This is a genomic window from Rhizobium sp. No.120 (assembly GCF_054558365.1).
Window position 1 is genome coordinate 144,293 of the sequence record NZ_BAAJNQ010000012.1, and the last position, 23,217, is coordinate 167,509.

Genomic DNA, 23,217 nt, shown 5'->3' on the forward strand with positions numbered 1-23,217 from the left:
AGGGATGGTGTTGGATTGCAGGCATGCGCAACCGTACGCCGAACAGATGCTTGCGATTAGCCCTGAAATCACACATGAAGTATGAAGCAAAACTTCAAGGTGGATCACTTGCGACAGAAAAATATCGTCGAAGGCGTGGCTGTGTTTGTCGCTGTGGCCGAAGCCGGTAGCTTTTCCGAAGCAGCGCGGCGTCTCGGCATCTCTCCATCGGCGGCCAGCCAGGCGATCAGAAGCCTCGAGGAGCGGCTCGGTACGCCGCTTTTGCGCCGCTCGACCCGCAGTTTGAGTTTGACGGAAGTAGGTGCCGACTATCTCTTCGCGGCAGCTCCTGCCCTGTCGCAATTGAGGCGAGCCACAGAGGATGCCGCACAGCAAGGCGGTCGGCCAGCAGGCCCTTTGCGCCTCACCATGCCGCGCGCGCCGTTCGACCTGCTCATTGCCTCAGCGCTGGCGGCTTTCCAGGACACCTATCCTGACGTGGAGCTCGAGATCGCGGTCGAAGCGCGTATGATCGACATCGTCAAGCAAGGCTATGACGCAGGATTGCGTTACGGCAATTGCCTTGAGAAGGACATGGTGGCAGTTCCAGTCGCCCCCAAATCAGAAGCCGTTCTTGTCGCTTCACCTGCCTATCTTCATGCTCGAGGGATGCCGACTCTCCCAAGCGATCTGCTCAATCACCGCGCTCTAATGTGCCGCAGTCAGACGACCGGCTTGATCATACCATGGATCCTGCAATCCGCAGGCGAGACCGTACAGATCGCGCCGCCCGCGGCAACGATCGTTCACGATCTTGCCTCCCAGATCGAGCTGACCGTAAGGGGATTAGGAATTGTCAGCGCGCCAGCTGCGAGCGTGTCCGACCTCCTGGCCGCTGGAAAGTTGTCACGGGTCCTGCCCGAATGGTCCTCGCCGCTGGAGGCGCTTTACCTCTATTTTCCGAGCAGGCGCCACCAATCAGCGGCGTTGCGCGCATTCGTCGCGTTTCTGAAAGGCCGCTCCTCTCTCCCTTCAACTGAGTAATGGTCGCGTTAAAAACGTAGATACGCGGGATGAAACCCCATCGCACGGCTCTTGGCTCCGCCGCATCGGAGCATTAAGGTGCCTGCTCGCACGACATCACAGGGCACAAAGTATCGGCCGTCACGGGCGGATTCGTCCGTTACAACGCGGTTGGGCGAGACATTTTTCAACGGGCCTGGGACCGTGTCATACGGCCTTTCGCCGGTGTTCAGGCGCAGCTTCAACCGACGCGAATGCTTTCGCGTCCGAGTTTAGGTGCAGTGGCCGCTAGGATTTGTCCCGGACCGTCTGGGCCGGAGATTCCCGCAGCTGCAGCGCGATCCAACTTCCACGATAGACCTGATCGCGGGGAGCAGTTCTTTTCCCAAATCGGCCAGTTCGTATTCCACGCTTGATGGCGATGTCGGCATGACCTTGCGCGTGAGGACGCCGCGCTGTTCGAGATCCCGCAGCCTGCTCGTCATTACCTTGGCCGAGATGAACGGACTATCCCGGCGCAATTCCGAAACCCGGCGCGGAGCTTCGCTCAAGGACCAGAACACCTCCGGCGTCCAGCAGCCGTCAAGCAGATCCGTGCACTTGGACCTGGGAGAACCGGGGTTTCGTTGATCGCCTATACGAACATGCTGCACGTCGGTAATGTGCGAGTGTTGGCCCAATCCCTTGATAGGAGGACTCCGCACACAACTTCGACCTTGCTCATCTCTTCATTATCTTGCGTCCACATATGACCAGTAAGATCGGCTCGCGTCTTGCTGATATCCTGGGGATTGGATTCTGAAGAACCCGACAAATGGCGGCTCGATTTCAAAAGGCGGGATTGGATCTTTTTACGTCGATGCGTTATTTTGTTCGCCTTTTATGTCGTGACGGGCGGCCTTTCGCGCTGACGGACCTATCAACCTCCCGCTCTGTCTCCTCGTGCTGCTCCTCCGCTTGTCGCCAGTGATCGAGATGGCGCCCCTCAGGCCTTCCTTCTTCCTCCCAAATCCTGTAGGCACGCTCGTGGCGCTTTTCATCATTTTTTTCGTCGTTGACGGCCATTGAAGTTTTTCCCTTTGGATAATGACGGATTCGGTTCTCTCGGGTACGCCGATTGCAAGAGCATTTCCTTGGTCAGGTCGTCGAAGGAGAAAATTTTCCACTTCGCTGCCATAAGCAAATCAAGCTCGATCGAAGAAGGGCCGAATCGAACGAACAAATCCTCGGCCGTTGCGTCATCGAGTCCGTATTTCTTTTGGAAATCCGCTAGAGAATAGGCGGCACCCCTTATCGGCCGCCGCCGCTCGAAAGGCCGTTGCATTTCCATGTTTGATGATCCTCCTAATTCCGATCCAAGCAACTCGATCCGCGAGCTGAAAGTTCCTTCGAGGATGAAATATTGAGCACGCGGAAAGATTATGGGCTTGAGAGCTACGTTTATGTTTGTCAGCGGCTCTGTTGCCCAATTTGTTCCATGGACGAGTTGCTTAATCTTTTTGCGTTGCGCGCCGCAGGATTGATCGGACCGCCCCTGGAACTCGTCGCATCTTTCGTCCCGAGCGCCGTAGCCGTCATAAGCTGCGGAACAAATTGATCTTTCTCTTGTTCGATAAGCGTAACAGGAGGAAACTTCCATGAAGAAATCCATTTTCGCCGCTGCACTTCTTCTTTCGGCAACGGCAGCTTCGGCCCAGAGTCAGGTGCCGTCGACATCCCAGACAACTCCGGCAGTCAACACCAGTCAGAACCCGGGAGCGCCGGTAGCCGGCAAGAACAGCTTCACAGAAGACCAGGCCAAGTCCCGCATCGAAGCCGCCGGCTACACCGACGTCACCGGGCTTAAACTGGATGATCAGGGCGTTTGGCGAGCGACTGCCAAGAAGGACGGCAAGGACACAGGCGTGTCTCTGGACTTCCAGGGCAACGTCACCATGGCCAAGTAACGAATTGAGAACAAGGAGACGCGATATGCGCACGATTACCGGACTCTATGACAGTTATGACGACGCCAAGGCTGCAGTGAAATCTCTCGAGGATTTCGGCGTTCCATCTGACGACATCAGCATCGTCACTAACAAGGCAAATGGCGTCGACGTCGAAGGACAGGGCACTTACGCAGCCGAGGGCGCAGGAACAGGTGCCGGCGTCGGCGCTGTTGCCGGTGGCGCTAGCGGTCTTTTGACCGGTCTTGGCATGATGGCCATCCCCGGCGTCGGACCTGTTGTCGCGGCGGGTTGGCTGGCGGTCACCGCCGCCGGAGCGGTAGCCGGAGCCGTCGCTGGCGGTGCGGTTGGAGGAATTGTCGGAGCGATGATCAGCGAAGGCGTCCCGGAAGACGAGGCGCATGTTTACGCCGAAGGCATCCGTCGCGGAGGTTCTGTTGTGACCGCAAGGGTTGAGGAGGCGAGGCTGCCGCAGGCCCAGGCGATTCTTGACCGGTCGCGGCCTGTCGACATAGCATCCCGCCGGGCGCTCTATGCGGAAGAGGGCTGGACGGCATCGTCAACTTAACGAAGCGTGGACTTGAATGTGGTATGCTCGGCTATGACTGAGCGAGATCCTCTCTACCGCCGCCACCGCTTCCCCGCCGAAGTCATCGCCCATGCCGTGTGGAGTGGGCAGGCGGGGTTTCGGTCATGAAAGCCCGATATCAAGTCAATTCAAACAGATAGTTAAGGCGACACCACCCGAATCTTCCATGGGCAATGTCGAAACCGAAACCATCGATTTTCACGCAGAAAATGCAAAGCTACTCTCTTCCGCAGCCCTGAAGGAACAATTTCGCGCAGGTTTGCGCGCGTGAGATAATCTCTCCATCGGGAATATTGGCCACCTGGCCGAGCATTACGGCGCGCTGAGGCTCCATTGCCATCATTCCGCGGAGCATACCAGTTGCAGCCACTGGGTCCTCGAGTTCTATCTGATCCGAGCTCATTCGCTTCTTCAACCAATTTTCGATCGCTTTGCTCGTCTTGCGGATCGCCTGCTCATAAAAGATAGCCGCGATCTCCGGAAAACGGTCCGATTCACTCAGAACCAGCCGCGTTATCGCAATCGTCTCGTCAGAGAGGGTAAGCCTGCCATAGGAGATCAATAGCTTTTCTAGACTTTCCTGCAGTGGTGTATTGGCAAGGCCTTCAGTATCCAAAGCCAAGATGTAATTCTTGATCTTCTTCGAAATAACGTCCGAAAAAAGATCGGCCTTCGCTGGGAATAAGCGATAGAGTGTCTTTGTGGAAACGCCAGCAGCCTGTGCGATGATGCTAATGTTTGCCGACGCATAGCCCGCTTTCATAAACTGCTGGTTTGCGGCGTCGAGAATCAAGTCTCTCGTCTCATCGTCCGATCTAACTTGCGGCCTGCCGCGGCATCGCTTTTCCTGCTTGTTTTGGTCGCTCATATGAAGTCCTCGTGCCTTACCCCATGATATGATTATTTTAGAAAATAACAACTTTCCTAAACGGGAAGCCGGGGTGAAGCGTGCCGCACGTTCCTTCGTCCCCACATAAACCGGCAGCAGTGACAGGGGCCCTGAGTCCAGAATGAGAGATCGAGTTTCCGTACATTACACAGATAGGAAATTATCCGTTTTCGAAAATATTGACATTGTCCGCGATCAACTTATATTGGAAAACGATAAGTTTCCTAAATTGGACTTACGCGCCAATTTCAAGGCCGCGGCCGAGACGACAGCGACCTTTCACAAGGAGAAGGATGATGTCTGTTCAAACGCTGCACGCCGCCAACGCAAACGCTCCCGAGGCCGAATCTGCCGCCGAACCGCCTGTGGAACGAATCCCAACGACACTCGACGCTGGAAAGACCCCAACTGTTACGGACGCGGCCGGGGTGGACGCCGCGCGCACATCTAATCGCCGGTTGCGCGGACGCTCATTGCTACTTGGTGCGGCGGTCATCGCCATGGCTGCGGCCGGTGCCTACTATGGACACAATTATTGGACGCAGGGCCGCTTCGAGATTTCGACCGATGACGCCTATGTCAAGGCGGATAGTACGACTGTTGCACCGAAGGTTTCCGGCTATCTGTCCGAGGTTCTCGCTAGCGACAATGAAGTGGTCAAGGCTGGCCAACCACTTGCCCGTATCGATGATCGAGATTTCCGCACGGCGCTCGATCAGGCGAGGGCAGATGTCGCCGCCGCAGAGGCGACGGTCAACGCCAAGCAGGCCTCGCTCGATATTCAGCAGTCCACAATTGCTGCCGCCCGAGCAACGCTCGATGTCGACAAGGCCAACGAAACCTTCGCCGAACAGAACAACAAGCGCTACACCAATCTGGCTACCAGTGGTTACGCACCGGTTCAAACGGCCCAGCAGACCGCTTCCGCGATTGCTGCAGCCCAGGCGACGATCGTTCGAGACACCGCCGCGCTCGATGCAGCGATAAAGCAGGTCGATCTCTTGAACGCCGAGCTCACTCAAGCCAAGGCGACGTTGGTGCATGACCAGGCCGTCGCGCATCAAGCCGAACTCAATCTCTCTTATGCGACCATCGTCGCGCCCGTCGACGGAACAGTCGGCAATAGGACGTTGCGCGTTGGCCAATATGTTCAGGCCGGCACCCAGCTAATGTCGGTCGTTCCGACAACGGCCGCCTACATTATCGCCAACTATAAGGAAACGCAGCTCACTAACGTCCATGCCGGTCAGCCGGTCGACATCGATGTCGATATGTTTCCCGGCCGCATATATCGTGGCCGCGTCGATAGTATCGCCCCGGCAAGTGGCCAGGAATTCGCACTCCTACCGCCCGACAATGCCACCGGCAATTTTACCAAGGTCGTCCAACGTATCCCGGTCAAGATCGTCCTCGACGGAAGCACGGCTGACACAGCTGACCTGCGTCCCGGAATGTCCGTACAGCCCAGCATCGACACCAAGGCCGATGCCATCAGTCACTAGGTGCGAATGCAGGAGATCGTGTCATGTCCGCCATCACGACAGCAGCCGGCCACGCTCAGCAACCGCGCGCCAGCACCAAGGAATGGATTGCCGTTCTCGCCGGAATGATCGGCGCCTTTATGGCAATCCTGAATATTCAGATCACCAATGCCTCCCTCCTCAATATTGAGGGCGGCATCGGCACGGGCGTGGACAATGGCGCCTGGATTTCGACATCCTACCTCATCGGCGAGATCGTCGTTATTCCTTTGACGGCCTATTTCAGCAATGTCTTCTCCTTCCGCCGTTATATTCTCGTCAACTCCATTCTCTTTCCGCTCTTTTCCATGGCCTGTGCCTCCGCGCATGATCTCGGAACGATGATCCTGCTTCGAGGCCTGCAGGGCTTTGCCGGTGGCGTCTTGATCCCAATGGCCTTCACCATGGTTCTAATCAAGCTGCCAAAAAACCAGCAACCTTTGGGTCTTGCCATCTTCGCTCTTTCAGTCACCTTTGCCCCGGCGATCGGACCGACGATCGGCGGCTATCTGACGGAAAATTACGGCTGGCAGACCATTTTCTTCATCAACACGATCCCGAGCATGATCATGGCGATCGCCCTCGCCCTGACGCTCGAGAAGCAACCGATGCAGCTCCATCTCTTGAAGGAAGGAGACTGGGCAGGCATCGTAACGATGGCAATCGGCCTTTCGGCCCTGCAGACCGTGCTGGAGGAAGGCAACAAGGACGACTGGTTCTCCTCCTCTTTCATCGTCAAGCTCAGCATTGTCGCCTTTGTTTTCCTGGCCGCATTCATCTGGATCGAGTTGACGGTGAAGAACCCGCTCGTGAAACTGCGGTTGCTGACACAGCGTAATTTTGGCATCGGCGTGCTAGTCAACGTCCTGGTCGGCGTCGCACTCTTCGGCACGGTCTACATCCTCCCGCAATATCTCGGGCAGGTGCAGCGTTACAATGCCGAGCAGATCGGCAATGTGCTTGCCTGGACCGGTTTGCCACAGCTTTTGCTCATCCCGCTCGTGCCTGTCCTGATGAAGCGCTTCGATGCTCGCTATATCGGCTTTCTAGGTATCTCGATCTTCGCCATCAGTTGCTTCATGAATGTCATGCTCTCAGCCGACAATGCAGGCGACCAGTTCTGGGTACCCAATATCGTGCGTGCCATCGGCCAGGCTCTCGTCTTGACACCGATCACCGCCATTACGACGGCCGGTATTGCAGCTGCCGACGCAGCTGCCGCCTCCGGCCTCACCAACATGCTGCGCAACCTCGGGGGGGCGGTCGGAACGGCCTCTCTCGGCACGATCTTGACCAAGCGCGAGCAGTTTCACTCCAACATCATCGGGCAGTCGGTGACTCTTGCTCGCGATGAAGTACGTGATCGCATTACGACTTTGACTGGCTACTTCATCCAGCACGGTGTTTCCGATCCCGCCGTTGCGACCCACAAGGCGGTCGTTGCGCTTGGCCAGATCGTCCGGCGGCAGGCTCTCATTCTCGGCTTCGGCGATACTTTCGCCGTGATCGGCATCGTTCTCTCCCTTGCTGCGGTCGCGCTGCTGCTTACGCGCAAACCGCAAGCCGGCGGTGGCGCAGGCGCCCATTGATCGGGCGCGCCCATCTTGTAACCACGCGTATCCCCATCAAGGCGCTCACCGATCTCATATCGGTGAGCGTCGTCGGCTGGTCGTTCAATAGGTCCCGTTCCACTCGCCGATGGGCTTGCGTATTGGCTTCCTCGTGCCATTCGACCGGCATGCGGGAGGGGAAGGGTGGGTTGTGCAGGCGCATGTTTCGAGAGGCTGACTATCGTATTCGATAACTCCCACCTGGGCTCTGACCGTCCTAGATTCTGAGCTGTGGCCGGACGTCAACAGACGTCTTTCAGAAGGATTAGGAGCAAAGACATGACGAACACCAAGGGAACTGCCGTCGTCACGGGCGCGTCGACAGGCATTGGAGCTGTTTATGCAGAACGCCTCGCGACGCGTGGCTATGATCTCGTTTTGGTCGCACGAAGTGCCGATAGGCTAGGTCAGGTCGCTGATCGAATACGCGCGAGGACAGGCCGGCAGGTGGATATCCTTCCGGCCGATCTCGCCGATACCGCAGGCCTTGCAAACGTCGAGGATTTTTTGAGGACGACGCCGGATATCACTTTGCTGGTCAACAATGCCGGCCTTGGCGCCGCCTTGCGGCTTGTCGAGTCCAATATCGAGCACATAACCGCGATGATCGCGCTGAATGTGACGGCGTTGACGCGATTGACTTATGCAATCGTGCCGGAATTCCTCGCGCGAGGATCGGGCACGATCATCAACATCGCGTCGGTTGTCGCAGTCAATCCGGAACTTCTCAACGGCGTCTATGGGGGCACGAAAGCGTTTGTCGTCGCCTTTAGCCAAAATCTCCGGCACGAGCTGGAAGGTACCGGTGTTCATGTTCAGGTCGTCCTGCCAGGCGCGACCGCCACCGACTTCTGGGCCATCGCTGGCCGCCCGGTCGAATTGCTTCCAAGTGCGATCGTCATGAGCGGTGAAGATCTGGTCGATGCGGCGCTCGTCGGGCTTGATTGTGGCGAGTTTGCTACCATCCCCTCCCTTCAAGAGGGCGAGCTGTTCGATGCCTACGAAGCGGCGCGCCAAGCCATGGTCGGTAAGCTGTCCACCTCCAAGCCAGCTGCCCGCTATCGTGTCTCAACCCCATAATCGATGGCGTGGCGAAAAGTGCGGAACTGGCCTTGGCGCGTCAACGCGCCGCGAAATCGGCACGGCGCATCTGCAATGATCGAGCGCCCGGACAAGGGGCCCTTCTGTTCCTCCTCCCTTGAACGCGCTATTGTGAGCAGGGGGCTTCATGGGGGGATAGCATGGATCGTCTTGATGCGATGCAAGTGCTGCTGGCTGTCGTTGACGCCGGCAGCCTTTCTGCGGGAAGCCGCAAGTTCAACGCACCGCTACCAAGCGTGAGCCGTAAGGTAGCGGAGCTTGAGCGCTTCCTCGGTACGCACCTGCTGATCCGCACCAGCCGGAATATCCAGTTGACCGATGCGGGCCGTGACTATGTGGAGGCAGCCCGGCAGATCGTTGCCCAGATCAAAGAGGCTGAACTTCGGGCCTCGGGCGAATATGAGGTGCCGAGAGGCGAGCTCGCAATCACGATGCCGTTGGTCTTCGGCCAGCAACAGGTAATGCCGCTTGCGCTCGATTTTCTTTGCGAGCACCCTGAAATCACCCTCAATGTCCTGTCTGTCGACCGTGTGGTTCATCTCGTGGATGAACACGTCGATGTCGGTATCCGACTTGGCCGTCTTGCCGATAGTTCGCTCTACGCGGTCAAGGTGGGTGACTTTCGTCTCGTGACCTATGCAAGCCCAGCCTATCTGGCCCGCAAGGGTCTCCCTTTGAGGCCGGAGGACCTCGTCAATCACGACGCTGCCGTCTTTGGTGCGATTGAGGCAGCATCGTGGATCTATGATCTTGACGGCCAGAAGGTTCAGGCGGTGCCGAACATCCGAATCCGGGCCAATACCAGTACGGATGCCATAGAGGCCGCTGTGCGTGGTATCGGAATTGCGCGGGCGCCGAGCTATCAAGCATTGAACGAATTGCGGAACGGCGCGCTGGTTCGTATCCTCGAGGACCACGACAACAAGACGTTTCCGGTTCACTTCGTCTATGCGCGCCAGGGCCTCCTCCCATTGAAGGTGCGAGCCTTCCTGGACTGGATGGTGCCCCGCATGCGCGAATCTTTGCGACAGCTCGAGGATATCAAGCCGGCGGCGAGAGACTGAATTCCTGTCACCCATACGCGTTGCTGCATGGTACGAACATGCAAAAGCCCATCATCGCCGCAAGCGATCTCAAACAGAATGGCCTGCGATCGCAACGACCGCAGGCTTGATATGGCACGATGGTTCGGATTTTTAGCCGGTATCAGCGCAGCGATCTGAAAGCACTGCGCATTTCGCTTGTGAACGCGGTCGGTTGTTCCCACGCGGCGAAATGGCCACCCTTATCGAGGCGATTGTAGTGGATGAGTTTCGGATAGGCGCGTTCGGCCCAGCTCCTTGGCGCCGAGTAGAGCTCATCTGGGAAAACGCTCACCGCGACCGGCAATGTGACGCCTTTTGGCGCGAAGAAGGCGAGCTTGCTTTCCCAGTAGAGGCGTGCCGATGAGATGGCGGTTCCGGTCAACAAATAGAGCGATACATTATCGATTAGGTCCTCCTTCGACAGGCCTTCCTGGCCGCCGGCGAAGACGCGAGTGATGAGCTCCATGCTACGCGCATCATGGTCGAACATCCACGAGGCAAGTCCGATGGGAGAGTCCGCGAGCGCATAAAGCGTCTGCGGACGCTTCGCCATCTCGATGGCATAGCCCAGTCCGTTCTTGTAGAAATAATCGAGCTGGTTATAGGCTCGGAGCTCATCCGGCGAAAGGCCTGCAGGCGCGCCAGCGCCTAAAGCGAGCGCTTTGGCGATATCGTCCGGAACCGTTGCTGGCATGTTCGTGTGGATAGCGACCAGGCTGGCAGGCTTGAGCAGTGCCAATTGCTCTGTGACCCCAGCCGAGTTCCGTCGGTTTGCCCGAAAAGCCGTGTCCCGGCAGCGACGGGATCACCAGGTCGAAGGCGTCGGCTTGGGTGCCGCCGTGGCGGGTAGGATCGGTTAGCGGGCCGATGACCTTGAGCTGCTCGAAAATTGAGCCCGGCCAACCATGCGTGATGATCATCGGCAGCGCGTTCGGGTGCTTTGATTTTACATGGATGAAGTGGATATCGACACCATCGATCTCAGTAATGAAATTGGGCAAATTGTTGAGATAGTCTTCTGCTTTGTGCCAGTTATATTCATTCGCCCAATAATCGGCGACGGCCTTCATGGTCGCCAGCTTTAGACCTTGAGAGGTATCGCCGACTGTCTCCGGCTCCGGCCAGCGCGTTGCCTTTATCCGCTGGTTCATATGCGCAAGTGCAGCCTCTGGTATGGCGATTTTGAACGGGCGCACCGTCGAATTCTCCGGGATGGTGATGCCGGTCGCTGTCGCAATACGAGGGAGACTGAGGGTGGCGGCGCCGATCAGCGACGTCGTAATGAACTTGCGTCGGCCGAGTTCTGTGCTGATGATTGACATCTTGTCTCTCCTTTCAGGCGAGGGCGACGTGGGCAGAAATGCCGCCGCGAGTCATTTTCGAGTAGGGGCAGATCGCATCGGCCGACCTGACGAGTGAATTCGCCACGTGAGGATCGAGCCCGGGCAAATTTACGTTGAGCCTCGCGACAAGATGGAAGCCTTCTCTGTCATCAAGGTTTAGATCGACTTCGGCATCGACTGCGGTGCCATTCGGCAGTTCAATGCCAGCCTGGCTGGCAGCGCGCGCCAATGCCCCCTCGAAGCAGGCCGACCAACCGGCTGCGAAAAGTTGCTCGGGATTGGTGCCGGGGCGCTTGGTGCCTGGGGTAGCGAGCTGGAGGTCGAGGTGACCGTCCGAGCTCCGCGCGGTGCCGTCGCGGCCGCCGATTGTGTGAACGTGAGCGGTGTAGAGGGTCTTGCTGGTCATTGTTTTAATCCTGTCTTGATAGAGTTGTCGTGTTCCAGCCGATGTCGACGCGCTCTGGCGCATAGGAAGCCAGACTGCGGTCGTATTGATATCGGCCTGTGTTAATGCGATCGGCTCATGAATCCGGATCTGACCGGCGGGCATCGCATTGACGTCAATCTAGATGCACCCAAACGCCGCAATCAGACCGCAAAGTCGGGAAGTTACCTCTCAATTTCAGAGAGGCTATCGATCGAGAATGAGGGCGGTTCGGAGGAATGCCGTTTGGCCGTTGGCGAGATGGTTTATTGATCGCAGGCCAAGAGCCCATTGCTCTCAAATTCGGACGGCGATCAGATCGATTCGACGCTCACAGCCTCCGACTTGCGGCCTTCGATCCCGGGTAAGTCGGGAACGGGAGTGTTTCCGGTTTGGCCATTCGGCTACACCGATACCAACATTCGTTGAATATCAATAATTTAACCCATGGATCATAGGAATCAACAGTTCGTATCCGTTCAAAAGCCGTGATCTGGAAGAACTATTCTTAGCCATTCCGAGCAGACGTCCTGAAGATGAAACTGTCGGAGACTGAGCACGTATGCCAGCTGCAAGTTGATGCGCGGAAGACCGTCGTTTTGAACATAGCATGGCCGTAGATGCCATCTGCCTGACATAGTGGTGCGACACCGTCCGAAATTCGGACGCACTTCTTATGTCCATGCCTTATTTTTGTCGATTGCGGAAACATTTGTCGTGCTTAAGGTGTTTTGCAAATTGCGGCACGATCAGGTGCCGCTTGGAGGTGGTCATGACCAAATTCGCGCTCTACGTTCCGCTCGAGGCAAAGCCCGGCAAGGAGCAGGAGGTTGCCGATTTTCTGCGCTCAGCTGTACCGCTCGTCAACGCAGAGCCCGGCACAATTTCCTGGTATGCGATACAGGAAGGCCCAAGTTCGTTTGCAATCTTCGATACGTTCGACGATGAGGATGGAAGGGATGCCCACTTAAACGGTGAAGTCGCTGCGGCTTTGATGGCGAAGGCAGACGCAGGAGACCTGTTTGCCAGGCCGCCACAAATATATAAGCTGTCCATCCTCGCCGATAAGCGGTCATAAGTGCCGCTCCCTGAAAGCCTTCGAATCGATGAGCGAGAATGACGCCGTCTCGCCCGATCAGGAGGCCTGTTTCAACAGCGAGCTCCCCGCGTCGAGAAAACCGCTTCCGCCCGCTGAAAATCGGTAAGTCCTCATACAGATCGTGTGTCAGATTGATTATCTCTCGATTTCTGAAGAGCATGGCGGACGGCGGATCGCACCTCAGCGGACATGTCTTCCCATGAAGTTCAAGATTAGGTGTGCAATCTCGGGGTCAGAACAAGATTAATGCGACATCGTGCGCTCTTAATGGCTCCAATGCTCAGCCGCGAGCGGTTTCGACCAGGCATCTGAATGTGTGCACTAACAACTTGCGCGAAGGCGTCGAGCCAAATGACTAGAAGTCGTTCATTCCGTCGCTTCGAGATCATGGTCGCTGGACCGGAGCAGAGCCACGAGTGTGCGCAGTCCAGTCTCGAGCTGATCGATCGGAGGCGCCGCCAAGGCAAGCCTGACGGCGTTTGGCGCATGGCCGGCTAAGACGGCGAAGGTTGTCGACGGGGTCAATGCGATGTCGCGACGGGCTGCAGCCGCCACGAAGCTCTGCGAGCGCCAGTGCTGCGGCAGCGTCAGCCACAGATGATAGCAGTTCGGATTCGCCTGAATGTCAAATCCCTCCAGACACTCGGCGGCGAGCGCTTGGCGTACCTGCGCGTCACGGCGCTTCAGGCGAGCAAGTTCGGCGGCAGTCCCGTCCGCCATGAGACGCTCCGCCGCGGCAAATGCGAAGCCCGACGCAGTCCAGCCCCCGGAGCGCACTGCCGCCATCACGCTTTCGCGAAGCACAGGCGGGGACACGATGAACCCCAGAGTGAGCCCCGGTGCGATCTTCTTGGAAAGGCTGTCGACGACGATGCAGCGATCCGAAGAGAGACTGGCTAGTGGTGGCTCGTCTTCGAGAAAGCTGTAGACATTGTCCTCGACGATCCAAAGGTCAAGCTCCTCGGCGGCGCGAACGAGATCGCGCCGCCGAGGAGCCGGCATCGTAGTCCCCAAAGGATTGTGCACTGCTGGCTGAACATAGATTGCCGACAGATGTGCCTCCTCGTGCGCCTTGCGGAGTGCGTCTGGACGCAAGCCCCAAGAATCCATCGCGAGCGGAACCAACGAGATGCCCAATCGGATCGCGACGCCCTTTATGAATGGGTAGGTCAGGGCCTCGACGCCGCACCGACCGCCGTTCGGAACAACCGCCGCAAGCGCCGCCGCGATGCTCTGGCGGCCGTTGCCAGTGAATACGAGTTGCTCCGGGTTCGGATACCACGCGGCTCTCGCGAGATAGGCAGCCGTGATATCGCGTATTGCGTGTGTGCCGACGCTGGTCGCTTGTCTCAAGGCAATCTGCAACGCCCAAGGCTGGTCCAGTCCGTCCAGGCTCCTGGAGATGAGTGCCGTTTGGTTGGGGAGGGTGGGATAGTTGAACTCGAGATCGATCCGGACGTCGCGGGGCTCGCCCGGCGCGGCGGCGCCCCGCCTCGCTTCAGCGGAAATAAACGTACCGCGTCCGACCTCGCCAACAACCAGTCCCCTGCGCAGAAGCTCTGCGTAAACCCGACTTGCAGTAGATACAGCGATCTTACGCTCGTAGGCGAAGGCTCGCTGCGGTGGCAAGCGATCGCCAGGCTTGAGAACACCGGCGGCGATCTCTGCGGCGATCGTGTCGGCGAGCTTCAGATATTCCGAATTCGCCATTATTGCTCCGAGATGAATGTTCTTATTGTACCGAGACAATATCGGAGCATAATGCCTTCGTCAACCGGATGAGACCGGGATCGCCACACCTCGCATTCAATTCACGACGCTGCGGTGCTCGACCAGCGCCCGCGCCGCCGGCGTCGTATGTCGTGGATCAACCGATGGAGATAATGGAGATGTCTAAGGTGCTTTCAAAGACTCGCCGTTCGTTGGAGCGGCTTCTTTGTCACTTCATGCGCCGTGCCGCGATGTTCAGACTTCGCGAATTTGACGACGAAGCTCTGAAGGACATCGGTCTTGCACGCTCTGAAATCGAGGCTGCAGCCTTCGGCAGGATGCATGCCTACAGCCGAGGGAGGAGGTCGTGACCGCTGCGTTAATCGCTCCAGATCTGCCGTTGATGACTATTCTAGTCGCTTTCATGGGCGTCTTTATCATCAGCTTCATGAAGGGAGCGTTCGGGGGAGGCTTTTCGATCGTCGGGATACCCTTGTTGTCGTTCGTAATGGATCCGGTTACTGCTGGCGGTCTTCTCGCTCCTCTATTCATCGTCATGGATATCTGCGGTCTGCGCTACTGGAAGCGCACGACGTGGTCAAAGCCGGACCTGGTCGTTCTTGTGCCTTGCCTTCTTGGCGGGATAGCCATCGGCTATCTCGCCTTCCATGTCCTGGACCATCGCGCGATCGAGATCCTGATGGCATCGATCACCTTAGGTTTTGTGGTAATCTGGCTCATCAATGGAGCTGCGGTGAGACACCGCACGCGTTCGACGCCGAAGGCTGTTGCGGCCGGTCTGGCTTCCGGGGTGACAACCATGGTGGCGCATTCCGGCGGCCCTCCGCTTGCAATGTACCTGCTGCCCCTTGGCCTCACCAAGGAAGTCTATGCCGGCACCACAAGCCTGTTCTTCACGGTCGGTAACGCGACGAAGGCGGTTCCATGGCTCCTTCTTGCTCGGCCGGACGCAAAGGTCTGGATGGTTATGGCCATCTGTCTCTTCGCGGTCCCGTTCGGTGTGACCCTCGGATGGCAACTCCATAGCCGCCTGGACCAGCGCGGAGTTTACCGCGCCTGCTACGGGCTGTTGGTGGTGACCGCGGCGAAGCTGTTCTGGGACGGAATCTCGGGGTATCTCTCATGAGCATGCCTTTGCTGTCGTATTGGCGATGACGGCTGCACCGAGAGCAATTGCAGCGAGCTCGGGGCCTATTGTGTCAGGGACGCCGGCAATCTTAACAGTAATTGCGTCGATATCAGCAAGACCCGAGAGTGAAGAGAAGACGAGCAAACCGGACTCTCCGAACCAGGCTGCCGCCGCCCGGGCCAGAAAACCCACGGCTACAAGCAGGAGGGTAGTCTTCAAAACGGAAAGCAGCTCAAACGGGTTTCGTGTGCTGGATTGAGCGTGTCCAGCAGTGTTGTTCCCCGCAAACAGCAATGAAAATGCTGCCATCACCAAGGCACCGGCAACCAGAGATGCTCCAAGAAGGGGCCTGACTTAATCCACTCATGAACAACGGCTTCCACGACCGTTGCTCAGTAGGAAATTCGCCCATCGACAATCCGCGACGATCCCGAGGAAAGTTGCTGCTTCAACACCTGTCTCGCATCATCGCTGATGATCGACATCGGAGCTGCGACCGCGACTTTCGCCGCCGAGCCCGCCAGATCCGCGGTTCTGACGGCGGCCATGCCCACGCGGTCTGCAAGCGAGACCTGTCCGGTGTCCAACGATTGGCCCGCGAGCCGCCGCCCCAGCAGCTGGACCATATCGCGATTGTCTGCAAACGTATTGTGACCCAGCGCATCGTCCGGCTTAACGGAGCTGGTATCGACAACCGTGATCCCGAGCTTGGCCAAATCAGCTGTATAGGGCGTCGAATCGAAGCCTCCGACCCGATTGACGCCACCGGAGAGCCATCGCGAAACCTGCAATGCCTTGTCCTTGGTTGAGGAAAAGATCGTAAAGTGCGGTCGCTGCACTCCCATCTCGATCATCTGGCGGCGGAATACGTCGATGTCGATGTCAGGCGATGCGAGGATGACATTTTTGACCTTTGCCGGAATTGTCTTGTTGCGCATGGCAACGCCGCGCAACGCTTCCGCCGTCAACCATGATCCCATGGAATGGGCAAGGATCGTCACCTCGCCGACATCGGGGCTTTGGGCAGCCTGCAGGATCATGTCTTCCAGCGCTCGCCGCGAGAAATTCGTGCTTTCCTTGTCGTAGAGATAGTCGAAGACATTACCGCGCGAAGGCCAGGTGAAGAGGATCGGTGCGGCATCCGCACCGGAATCATGCATGATCTGCGCGAAGCGGAAGACGGCATCGGCATAGGTATTGTTGAAGCCGTGAACGAAAATGACGACCTGCCGCTTGGCATTGCGGTTCTTGGCGAACCATTCGAAGACATTGCGCTCCGATGCCACCTTTCCGACCTTCAGGACGGCGAATTCTTTCTCGGGATTAGCCGGCACATGCGACGGCCATTGTATTTCTCCGATCTTGCGATTTCGATCCGGGGGTATGGAAACGACGATATCATTGAGGGATATCGCCGTGCCGCGCTCGCCGGAATAGAGTTCGCCCGGCTGGTCCGTCGGGCTGCGGGTGGTCGCCACCATCATGTCCACGGTGCTCGTGCCGGGCCCAGCCGATGCAAGGGGCTGGAGAACATTCTCCAGCCGCCCCGCACAACCCGAAAGGACCGACAGAGAGATCAGAACCGAAAGACCTGACCGTTTAAGAGCAAATAAGGTCCAGCGGCGGTGTATGCCGGCAGCTCGATGAGCACTGCCGGCAAAGCCCTTTCGTCCCAGCTTTTGCATCGGACGCCTCTTCAGTGTTGCGCTTCGTCGCGAGGAATTCGGAACCAGGCGACATAGAGTGCCGGGAGGAAGAGCAGCGTCAGAACCGTGCCGACGACGATGCCGCCCATCATCGCATAGGCCATCGGCCCCCAGAATATCTCCCTGGAGATCGGGATCAGCGCGAGCGTTGCCGCAGCCGCCGTCAGCATGATGGGCCGCATTCGATGCTCCGTCGCTTCGATGACGGCTTGCCAAGGCGGCATTCCCTCGCTTCGAAGATGTTCGATCTGCACGATGAGGATCACCGAGTTGCGGATCAGAATGCCGATCAGCGCCAGGACACCCAGGATGGCAACGAAGCCCAACGGAGCATTGCTGAGCAATAAGGCCGCGACAACGCCGATCAAAGCCAAAGGTGCGACGGCGAAGACCAGAAACAGCCTGCTGAAGCTCTGCAGCTGGATCATGAGGATCGTCGCCATGATGAACAGCATCAGCGGTGCGACGGCGACGATCGGCCCTTGCGCTTTTGCGCTCTCCTCGACCGAACCGCCATCGACGATGTGATAGCCGCTTGGAAGCGTCTTGCGGAACTCGTCGACCTTCGGCTTCAACTCGTTGACGATCGTCGCCGGCTGCGTGGGGCCGACTACGGCGGCCTTGATGGTGATGGTCGGTATGCGGGTGCGCCGCCAAATCGTCGGCTGCTCCAGCTCGTAGTGGAAATTCGCAACCGCAGACAATGGTACCGATTTGCCATTGGAACCGCCAAGCTGAAGGTTCTGCAGCGTCTCGATCGAACCTCGCTCGGAGGTCTGGGCACGGCCGATCACATCGATGAGATAGATATCGTCGCGGATCTGCGTGGCCGACGATCCCTCGACGATGCTGTTCAGCGCCGTTGCAATGTCCTGCGAGGAAACTCCCAGCTGTCGCGCCTTGTCCTGAAGGACATCGATCTTGACCACGCGTGACGGTTCGTTCCAGTCGAAGGTCATGTTGGACAGCAAGGGATGCTGACCGACGATACCGGCGAATTTCTGCGAGATATCTCTGACCTTCTGGATGTCCGGCCCGCTGACCCGGTACTGCACCGGCTTGCCGACCGGGGGGCCGATGTCGAGCAGCTTCACGAATGCATCGGTTCCGGGGAAGGTCTTCGTCAGGTAATCCTGCAGCTCGGCCTTGACTTTGTCGCGAACGTCGAGCCCCTTGGTGACGATCACGGTCTGACCGAACGAGACATCGGGCGTCTGCACGTCAAAGGACAGGATGAAGCGAGGGGCGCCTTGGCCGACATAGCTCGTCCAGTGATCGATATCCTTGTTGTTCGCCAGCATCTCGCTTTCGAACCTGGCCATCTGCTTGTTCGTCTCCGAAATCGAGCTGTTCTGTGGCAGATTCCAGTCGACGATCAGTTCCGGCCTGTCGGAGGACGGGAAAAACTGCTGCTGCACAAGGCTCATCCCGCCGACCGAAAGAGCGAAGGCAGCCACCGTTGCCGCGATCGTAATCCAGCGCCAGCGCAGAGCCAGGCGCAGGAGCCATGCGAAGACCCGTGTGAATCGTCCTTTCTGCTCATGATGGGATTTCATGGTTTTCGGAAGGATAGAAACACCAAGCAACGGCGTGAACAGGACTGCAACGATCCATGAAACCAGAAGCGAAACGGCAATGACCACGAAGAGGGTGAAGGTGAATTCGCCGGCCGCGCTGGTATTGAGGCCAACGGGGATAAAGCCTGCGACGGTCACGAGCGTACCGGTCAGCATCGGGAAGGCGGTCGAGGTATAAACGTACGTCGCTGCTTTTCTCAGATCATCGCCTGCCTCCAATCGGGCTACCATCATTTCCACCGCGATCATGGCGTCATCGACCAAGAGGCCAAGGGCGATGATCAGCGCGCCGAGCGAGATACGCTGCATGGAAATGTCGGTATATGCCATAACGAGGAAGGTGATCGCGAGCACGAGCGGAATGGAAATGGCGACGACGAGCCCTGCCCGAACGCCGAGGCTGATGAAGCTGATCGCCAGCACGATGACGATCGCCTCGAAGAGCGCCCGGGTGAAGCCCGATACGGCCTCATCGACGACAGCGGGCTGATCGGACACGCGCTGGACGTCCACGCCGATCGGAAGATCGGCCGTGACCTGCTCGATCTCCTTGTCGAGCGCCTTGCCGAATTCAAGGAGGTTAGCTCCGGTCTTCATGCCGATGGCAAGCCCGATCGCCGGCTGACCGTTATATCGGAACAGTGATGAGGGAGGATCGACATAGCCGCGTTTGATCGTCGCGACGTCGGTCAACGGGAAGAAGCGGTCGTTGACGCGAAGATTGATAGATCTGAGGCTTTCCTCTGACGTGAACTGGCCGCTGACCCGCAAGGCAATGCGCTCGGGGCCGGCATCGACGAAACCGGACTGGGTGACGGCGTTCTGCGCCTGCAGCGTGTCGATGACGGACTGCTGGTTAAGTCCGAGCGCTGCGATCTTCCGCGTGGAAAATTCGAGATAGATAGCCTCGTCCTGCGCACCGATGATGTCGACCTTGCCGACATTGGGTACCGTCAGCACCTTTGCGCGCGCAGTCTCGACGAGATCGCGAAGCTGGCGCTGTGTCAGCCCATCGCTGGTAAAGGCGTAGATATTGCCATAGACGTCGCCGAAGGTGTCGTTGAAAAACGGGCCGACGACGCCGCTCGGAAAATCTCCCTTGATGTCGCCGATCATGTTGCGGACCCGCATCCAGATGGCATTGACATCCTTGGCTTTGGTCGTTGGCAGAAGCTCGACGAAAATGGTTGTCTGGCCGGCGACCGTCTCGCTCTTGGTATAATCGAGCGAATCCAGCTCCTCGAGCTTCTTTTCGATACGGTCGGTGACCTGCTTGGTCACCTCCTCTGCCGACGCACCAGGCCATTGCGCCTGAATGATCATCGTCTTGATGGTGAAGTTGGGATCTTCTTCGCGGCCGAGGCCGACATAGGAAAACGCGCCGGCCAGAATGAAGACGATCATGAAGTACCAGACGAGTGAACGATGTTCGAGCGCCCAGTCGGACAGGTTGAATTTCTTCACGGGGATTTTCCTTAATCTACCCTGACGGCTTGGCCGTCGACAAGCTTGTGAACGCCGGCAATAACGATGCGTTCGCCGGGGCTAACGCCTTCCGTGATCTTCACGGAGCTGCCCTCGACGAGATCACCGTCGATCTCGATCTCGCGCATGGAAACCTTGCGAGCCGCGGTATCGACCACCCAGACGTTCGGCTTTCCATCCTTCATCAGGACGGAGGACGACGGCAGCAGGATCATCGGATCTGCCACGACCGTCGCGGTTGCGGTTACGACGGAGCCAAGACGAAACGCTTCCGGCGGATCGATAAGCGTGATTTTCGTGCGACGCGTACGGGTGGTCGCCTCGGCTTCCGGGGCAATCTCTCTCACGGTGCCGCTTGCGCGAATGCTCGGATCGAGCTGGAGGGCGATCTCGAACGGCGATCCCACCTTGAGGCCGTCGAAACTTGCCACGGGTATGTCGATGATGACATCGCGCTGGTCGGGACGTGCGACGGTGACAATGCTTTGCCCTGCGGAGACGACCTGCCCCACTTCAGCCGAAGTCGCGGTTACGACGCCATCGAATTCCGCGCGAAGCTGCGCGTAGCCCAATTGCTCCTCCGCCTTGTCCAGATTGGCCTGTGCCTTGGCGACCGAAGCACTCGCACTCTTGCGCCCAAGCTGCGCCTCTTCATACGCTGCTTCACTTCCCGATCTGCTCTCGAGCAGGGATCTCTGGCGCTCCTCGGTGGATGCAGCATTGACCAACTGCGCCTGGGCATTCGAAAGCTCGGACTGCGAACTTTTGACGGCAAGTTCGAGCGAGAGCGGATCGATGGCGGCAACGATATCGCCCTTCTTGACGATATCGCCGACGCTGACCTTGCGCGCGATGACGCGTCCCAGGACTCGAAATGCAAGCTGGGTCTCGATTCTCGCCTCGACCGTCCCCGGAAGGGTCAGCGCGGAGGCGGCGGTGGACTCGGCGACGACGGAAAGTACAGGACGCGGCGGCTCGTAGTGAGCTTCATCCTGCTTCTGGCAGGACGTCAGGAGCAGCGCCCCAAGGATCGCAAGGCCGGCTGTAGCACGGATATTCATTTTGCGGCTCCCTTGTCATACGCAACGGTCTGGCCCGGCCTCAGGAATTTCGAGCCATCGGCGACGACAATCTCGCCCGGCGATACGCCTGTCCGCACTGCAAAACGCCCCGTCTCGTAGGCGGAAACATCGATCTGGCGCAGCGACACGCTTGACGAAGAGGGATCGACGACCCAGACGGCCGGCTTTCCGCTTTTCGAGGCCATTGCCGACCATGGCAATTCGATTGCGTCGCGAGCGGTTGATTGGAACAAGCCGATTACCGGAGCGCCAAGCTGCATGTCGGGCGCGCCTTCAAGCCCCACCTTGACCCTGATCGTTCCGGTCGACGCATCGATCGTGGGGGAGATTTCGCGTACAGAAGCCTCAACCTTATGCGATGGCGCCGAAAGGAGACTGACCGCGACCTTGTTCTCCAGATTGCGGCCCAAATAAAGAGACTCGAAAACATTGAAGACGGCGTCGCGAGGACCATCATGCGCAAGCGTAAAGACCAGCTGTGCGGCTTGCGCTACCTGCCCCACTTCGGCATTCCTGGCGGTGATGACGCCATCGGCGTCGGCACGCAGTTCCGTATAGGAAAGCGCATCCTGTGCCGTGTCGAGCTGCGCCTGCGCCGATTTCACGCTTCCTTGGGCGGTCAGGAGCGTTTCCTGGGCCTGATCAAGTGCGGCACGGGTCGTAACCTGCGTCCTGAAGAGATTCTGCTGCCGGTCGAAGGCGAGCTGCGCCTGCGTTTGCTGAGCAATCGCCGACTGCAGGTTCGCAATGGCGACACCTAGATCGGCCTTCTGCTCCTCGGCATCCATACGCGCAAGTACCTGTCCGGCCTTTACTGATGAGCCGACATCGACGAGGCGTTCGACAATGCGCCCGCTGACCCTGAAGGAAAGGTCGCTTTCCACGCGCGCTTTGATCTCGCCGGTAATGGCGCTGCGTTCTACGACCGGCGTGAGCTTGGCCACGACAGTCTCCACGTTCTTTGGTTTTGATTCGCTTTCGGCCTGCTTTTCGCATGAGGACAGCGCGACCGCGCTCGCACCCAGCCATGCGATGACAAGGATAGTTTTCATGATCTGACCTCTTGCATCTGTCGGCGGGAGGAATATTATTGACTGACCCATTAGTCAATAGAATTTATCTTGACGGCAAACCGTCAATAACGCTCAAGGTGGGCCATGACCGATTTAAAGAAGCTGACGCGTGCGGAGCAGAAGGCCCGTCGCCCCGTACAAATCCTGGATGCCGCGTTTGAGGAGTTCGTGGAACGCGGCTATGTCGCCACGCGCGTCGAAGATATCGCTGGCAGGGTCGGCGTTACGAAGGGAACCGTCTATGTTTACTTCGAAACCAAGGAACAGCTTTTCGAGGCGATGATCCGGCACATTTCCGGACCTCTCGAAAACCTGTTGGCAAGCGCAAGCGAACTGAAAGGGACTGCTACGGAGCGGCTTCGGAAAAATATCGAACTCATCTACGATCTTATCATCAGGGATCGCAAATTGCGGGAGTTGATGAGATTCGTCATCGCCGAAGGATCGCGGTTCCCGCAGATCGTCGACAGGCATCACGACATATTTATCGATCCACTCGAACGGCAGATGCAGTCCCTTATCGATGAAGGGGTAAAGCTCGGGGAGTTCCGTCAGGCACCAGCGGCGTTCTGCGACGCGGTCGTCGCTCCCGCCCTTGCCTTTCTATTCTTCAAGCTCCTTTTCGACGAGCGGCGTCCTTTGGACAAGGCAAGCTATGTCAAGGCACATATGGATCTCGTCCTGCATGGGCTGCTCCGGAAGGAGCCTCGCTAGCGGAAGTATCCGGTATCCAATGGAAGACAGTCGACAAGGCTCTCTGATAAGGATGCGAACGCTTTTTTTGGAAGCGAATCCAAACCTTTGCGAGGGGAGGCTCGGAATCCGA

Annotated in this window: 22 protein-coding genes and 1 pseudogene; 11 read left to right on the forward strand and 12 right to left on the reverse strand. The window is 58.0% G+C overall.

Annotated elements, in window-relative coordinates:
• The first annotated feature begins 108 nt into the window (after nucleotides 1-108).
• Complete coding sequence (locus ACYJRZ_RS25745; protein ID WP_459463672.1) at nucleotides 109-1,023, forward strand: LysR family transcriptional regulator; 915 nt, start codon at nucleotides 109-111, stop codon at nucleotides 1,021-1,023.
• 251 nt (nucleotides 1,024-1,274) lie between these two features.
• Here ACYJRZ_RS25745 and ACYJRZ_RS25750 read toward each other — a convergent pair whose 3' ends face one another.
• The 3 genes from ACYJRZ_RS25750 to ACYJRZ_RS25760 form a co-directional block, all read right to left on the reverse strand.
• Nucleotides 1,275-1,706, reverse strand: coding sequence for a winged helix-turn-helix transcriptional regulator (locus tag ACYJRZ_RS25750; protein ID WP_459463673.1), 432 nt, complete (start codon nucleotides 1,704-1,706; stop codon nucleotides 1,275-1,277).
• A gap of 160 nt (nucleotides 1,707-1,866) precedes the next feature.
• A complete protein-coding gene (locus ACYJRZ_RS25755) occupies nucleotides 1,867-2,067 on the reverse strand; it encodes a DUF2934 domain-containing protein (RefSeq protein WP_459463674.1) in 201 nt (66 codons plus the stop codon).
• The gene (locus ACYJRZ_RS25760; RefSeq protein WP_459463715.1) at nucleotides 2,042-2,332 is read right to left on the reverse strand and encodes a hypothetical protein; all 291 of its coding nucleotides are present in this window, start codon (nucleotides 2,330-2,332) and stop codon (nucleotides 2,042-2,044) included. The genes ACYJRZ_RS25755 and ACYJRZ_RS25760 overlap by 26 nt, the downstream gene beginning before the upstream one ends.
• 307 nt (nucleotides 2,333-2,639) lie before the next feature.
• Here ACYJRZ_RS25760 and ACYJRZ_RS25765 point away from each other — a divergent pair, with 307 nt between their 5' ends.
• Both ACYJRZ_RS25765 and ACYJRZ_RS25770 read left to right on the forward strand, forming a co-directional pair.
• Nucleotides 2,640-2,948, forward strand: a complete 309-nt coding sequence (locus tag ACYJRZ_RS25765; protein ID WP_459463675.1) for a PepSY domain-containing protein — start codon at nucleotides 2,640-2,642, stop codon at nucleotides 2,946-2,948.
• Nucleotides 2,949-2,973: 25 nt separating this feature from the next.
• Entirely contained in the window at nucleotides 2,974-3,516 is a 543-nt protein-coding gene (locus ACYJRZ_RS25770; RefSeq protein WP_459463676.1) for a general stress protein, read from the forward strand.
• 238 nt (nucleotides 3,517-3,754) lie between these two features.
• Here ACYJRZ_RS25770 and ACYJRZ_RS25775 read toward each other — a convergent pair whose 3' ends face one another.
• Nucleotides 3,755-4,405 carry a TetR/AcrR family transcriptional regulator gene (locus ACYJRZ_RS25775; RefSeq protein WP_459463677.1) on the reverse strand — a complete coding sequence of 217 codons (651 nt, stop codon included), beginning with the start codon at nucleotides 4,403-4,405 and terminating at the stop codon, nucleotides 3,755-3,757.
• A gap of 317 nt (nucleotides 4,406-4,722) precedes the next feature.
• Here ACYJRZ_RS25775 and ACYJRZ_RS25780 point away from each other — a divergent pair, with 317 nt between their 5' ends.
• The 4 genes from ACYJRZ_RS25780 (at nucleotide 4,723) to ACYJRZ_RS25795 (ending at nucleotide 9,721) form a co-directional block, all read left to right on the forward strand.
• On the forward strand, nucleotides 4,723-5,928 hold the full coding sequence (locus ACYJRZ_RS25780; protein ID WP_459463678.1) for an HlyD family secretion protein: 1,206 nt from the start codon (nucleotides 4,723-4,725) through the stop codon (nucleotides 5,926-5,928).
• Nucleotides 5,929-5,951: 23 nt separating this feature from the next.
• Nucleotides 5,952-7,535, forward strand: a complete 1,584-nt coding sequence (locus tag ACYJRZ_RS25785; RefSeq protein WP_459463679.1) for a DHA2 family efflux MFS transporter permease subunit — start codon at nucleotides 5,952-5,954, stop codon at nucleotides 7,533-7,535.
• Between the two features lie 300 nt (nucleotides 7,536-7,835).
• Nucleotides 7,836-8,636, forward strand: a complete 801-nt coding sequence (locus ACYJRZ_RS25790; RefSeq protein ID WP_459463680.1) for an SDR family NAD(P)-dependent oxidoreductase — start codon at nucleotides 7,836-7,838, stop codon at nucleotides 8,634-8,636.
• Nucleotides 8,637-8,797: 161 nt separating this feature from the next.
• Nucleotides 8,798-9,721 (forward strand): LysR family transcriptional regulator, encoded by a 924-nt coding sequence (locus tag ACYJRZ_RS25795; protein WP_459463681.1) that lies wholly within the window; start codon nucleotides 8,798-8,800, stop codon nucleotides 9,719-9,721.
• A gap of 142 nt (nucleotides 9,722-9,863) precedes the next feature.
• Here ACYJRZ_RS25795 and ACYJRZ_RS25800 read toward each other — a convergent pair.
• Nucleotides 9,864-11,064 (reverse strand): annotated as a pseudogene (locus tag ACYJRZ_RS25800) (epoxide hydrolase family protein).
• A gap of 13 nt (nucleotides 11,065-11,077) precedes the next feature.
• The gene (locus tag ACYJRZ_RS25805; protein ID WP_459463682.1) at nucleotides 11,078-11,491 is read right to left on the reverse strand and encodes an Ohr family peroxiredoxin; all 414 of its coding nucleotides are present in this window, start codon (nucleotides 11,489-11,491) and stop codon (nucleotides 11,078-11,080) included.
• A 790-nt stretch (nucleotides 11,492-12,281) separates the two neighbouring features.
• On the opposite strand from ACYJRZ_RS25805, the gene ACYJRZ_RS25810 reads away from it, so the two are divergent.
• Nucleotides 12,282-12,587 carry a putative quinol monooxygenase gene (locus ACYJRZ_RS25810; RefSeq protein ID WP_459463683.1) on the forward strand — a complete coding sequence of 102 codons (306 nt, stop codon included), beginning with the start codon at nucleotides 12,282-12,284 and terminating at the stop codon, nucleotides 12,585-12,587.
• A 387-nt stretch (nucleotides 12,588-12,974) separates the two neighbouring features.
• Here ACYJRZ_RS25810 and ACYJRZ_RS25815 read toward each other — a convergent pair whose 3' ends face one another.
• Nucleotides 12,975-14,318, reverse strand: a complete 1,344-nt coding sequence (locus ACYJRZ_RS25815) for an aminotransferase-like domain-containing protein (RefSeq protein WP_459463684.1) — start codon at nucleotides 14,316-14,318, stop codon at nucleotides 12,975-12,977.
• A gap of 251 nt (nucleotides 14,319-14,569) precedes the next feature.
• Here ACYJRZ_RS25815 and ACYJRZ_RS25820 point away from each other — a divergent pair, with 251 nt between their 5' ends.
• Nucleotides 14,570-14,689: a DUF1127 domain-containing protein gene (locus tag ACYJRZ_RS25820; RefSeq protein WP_459463716.1), complete on the forward strand. Its 120-nt coding sequence runs from the start codon at nucleotides 14,570-14,572 to the stop codon at nucleotides 14,687-14,689.
• On the forward strand, nucleotides 14,686-15,465 hold the full coding sequence (locus ACYJRZ_RS25825; protein WP_459463685.1) for a sulfite exporter TauE/SafE family protein: 780 nt from the start codon (nucleotides 14,686-14,688) through the stop codon (nucleotides 15,463-15,465). The genes ACYJRZ_RS25820 and ACYJRZ_RS25825 overlap by 4 nt, the downstream gene beginning before the upstream one ends.
• Here ACYJRZ_RS25825 and ACYJRZ_RS25830 read toward each other — a convergent pair.
• The 5 genes from ACYJRZ_RS25830 to ACYJRZ_RS25850 form a co-directional block, all read right to left on the reverse strand.
• Nucleotides 15,460-15,798, reverse strand: coding sequence for a DUF4010 domain-containing protein (locus ACYJRZ_RS25830; RefSeq protein ID WP_459463717.1), 339 nt, complete (start codon nucleotides 15,796-15,798; stop codon nucleotides 15,460-15,462). The genes ACYJRZ_RS25825 and ACYJRZ_RS25830 overlap by 6 nt on opposite strands.
• Nucleotides 15,799-15,860: 62 nt before the next feature.
• Nucleotides 15,861-17,153 carry an alpha/beta hydrolase gene (locus ACYJRZ_RS25835; RefSeq protein ID WP_459463686.1) on the reverse strand — a complete coding sequence of 431 codons (1,293 nt, stop codon included), beginning with the start codon at nucleotides 17,151-17,153 and terminating at the stop codon, nucleotides 15,861-15,863.
• 11 nt (nucleotides 17,154-17,164) lie between these two features.
• Complete coding sequence (locus tag ACYJRZ_RS25840; RefSeq protein WP_459463687.1) at nucleotides 17,165-20,215, reverse strand: efflux RND transporter permease subunit; 3,051 nt, start codon at nucleotides 20,213-20,215, stop codon at nucleotides 17,165-17,167.
• Between the two features lie 11 nt (nucleotides 20,216-20,226).
• Nucleotides 20,227-21,297, reverse strand: coding sequence for an efflux RND transporter periplasmic adaptor subunit (locus tag ACYJRZ_RS25845; RefSeq protein WP_459463688.1), 1,071 nt, complete (start codon nucleotides 21,295-21,297; stop codon nucleotides 20,227-20,229).
• Nucleotides 21,294-22,370 carry an efflux RND transporter periplasmic adaptor subunit gene (locus tag ACYJRZ_RS25850; protein ID WP_459463689.1) on the reverse strand — a complete coding sequence of 359 codons (1,077 nt, stop codon included), beginning with the start codon at nucleotides 22,368-22,370 and terminating at the stop codon, nucleotides 21,294-21,296. Before ACYJRZ_RS25850 ends, ACYJRZ_RS25845 begins: the two co-directional genes overlap by 4 nt.
• 105 nt (nucleotides 22,371-22,475) lie before the next feature.
• Here ACYJRZ_RS25850 and ACYJRZ_RS25855 point away from each other — a divergent pair, with 105 nt between their 5' ends.
• Nucleotides 22,476-23,105, forward strand: a complete 630-nt coding sequence (locus ACYJRZ_RS25855; RefSeq protein WP_459463690.1) for a TetR/AcrR family transcriptional regulator — start codon at nucleotides 22,476-22,478, stop codon at nucleotides 23,103-23,105.
• Nucleotides 23,106-23,217: the final 112 nt, after the last annotated feature.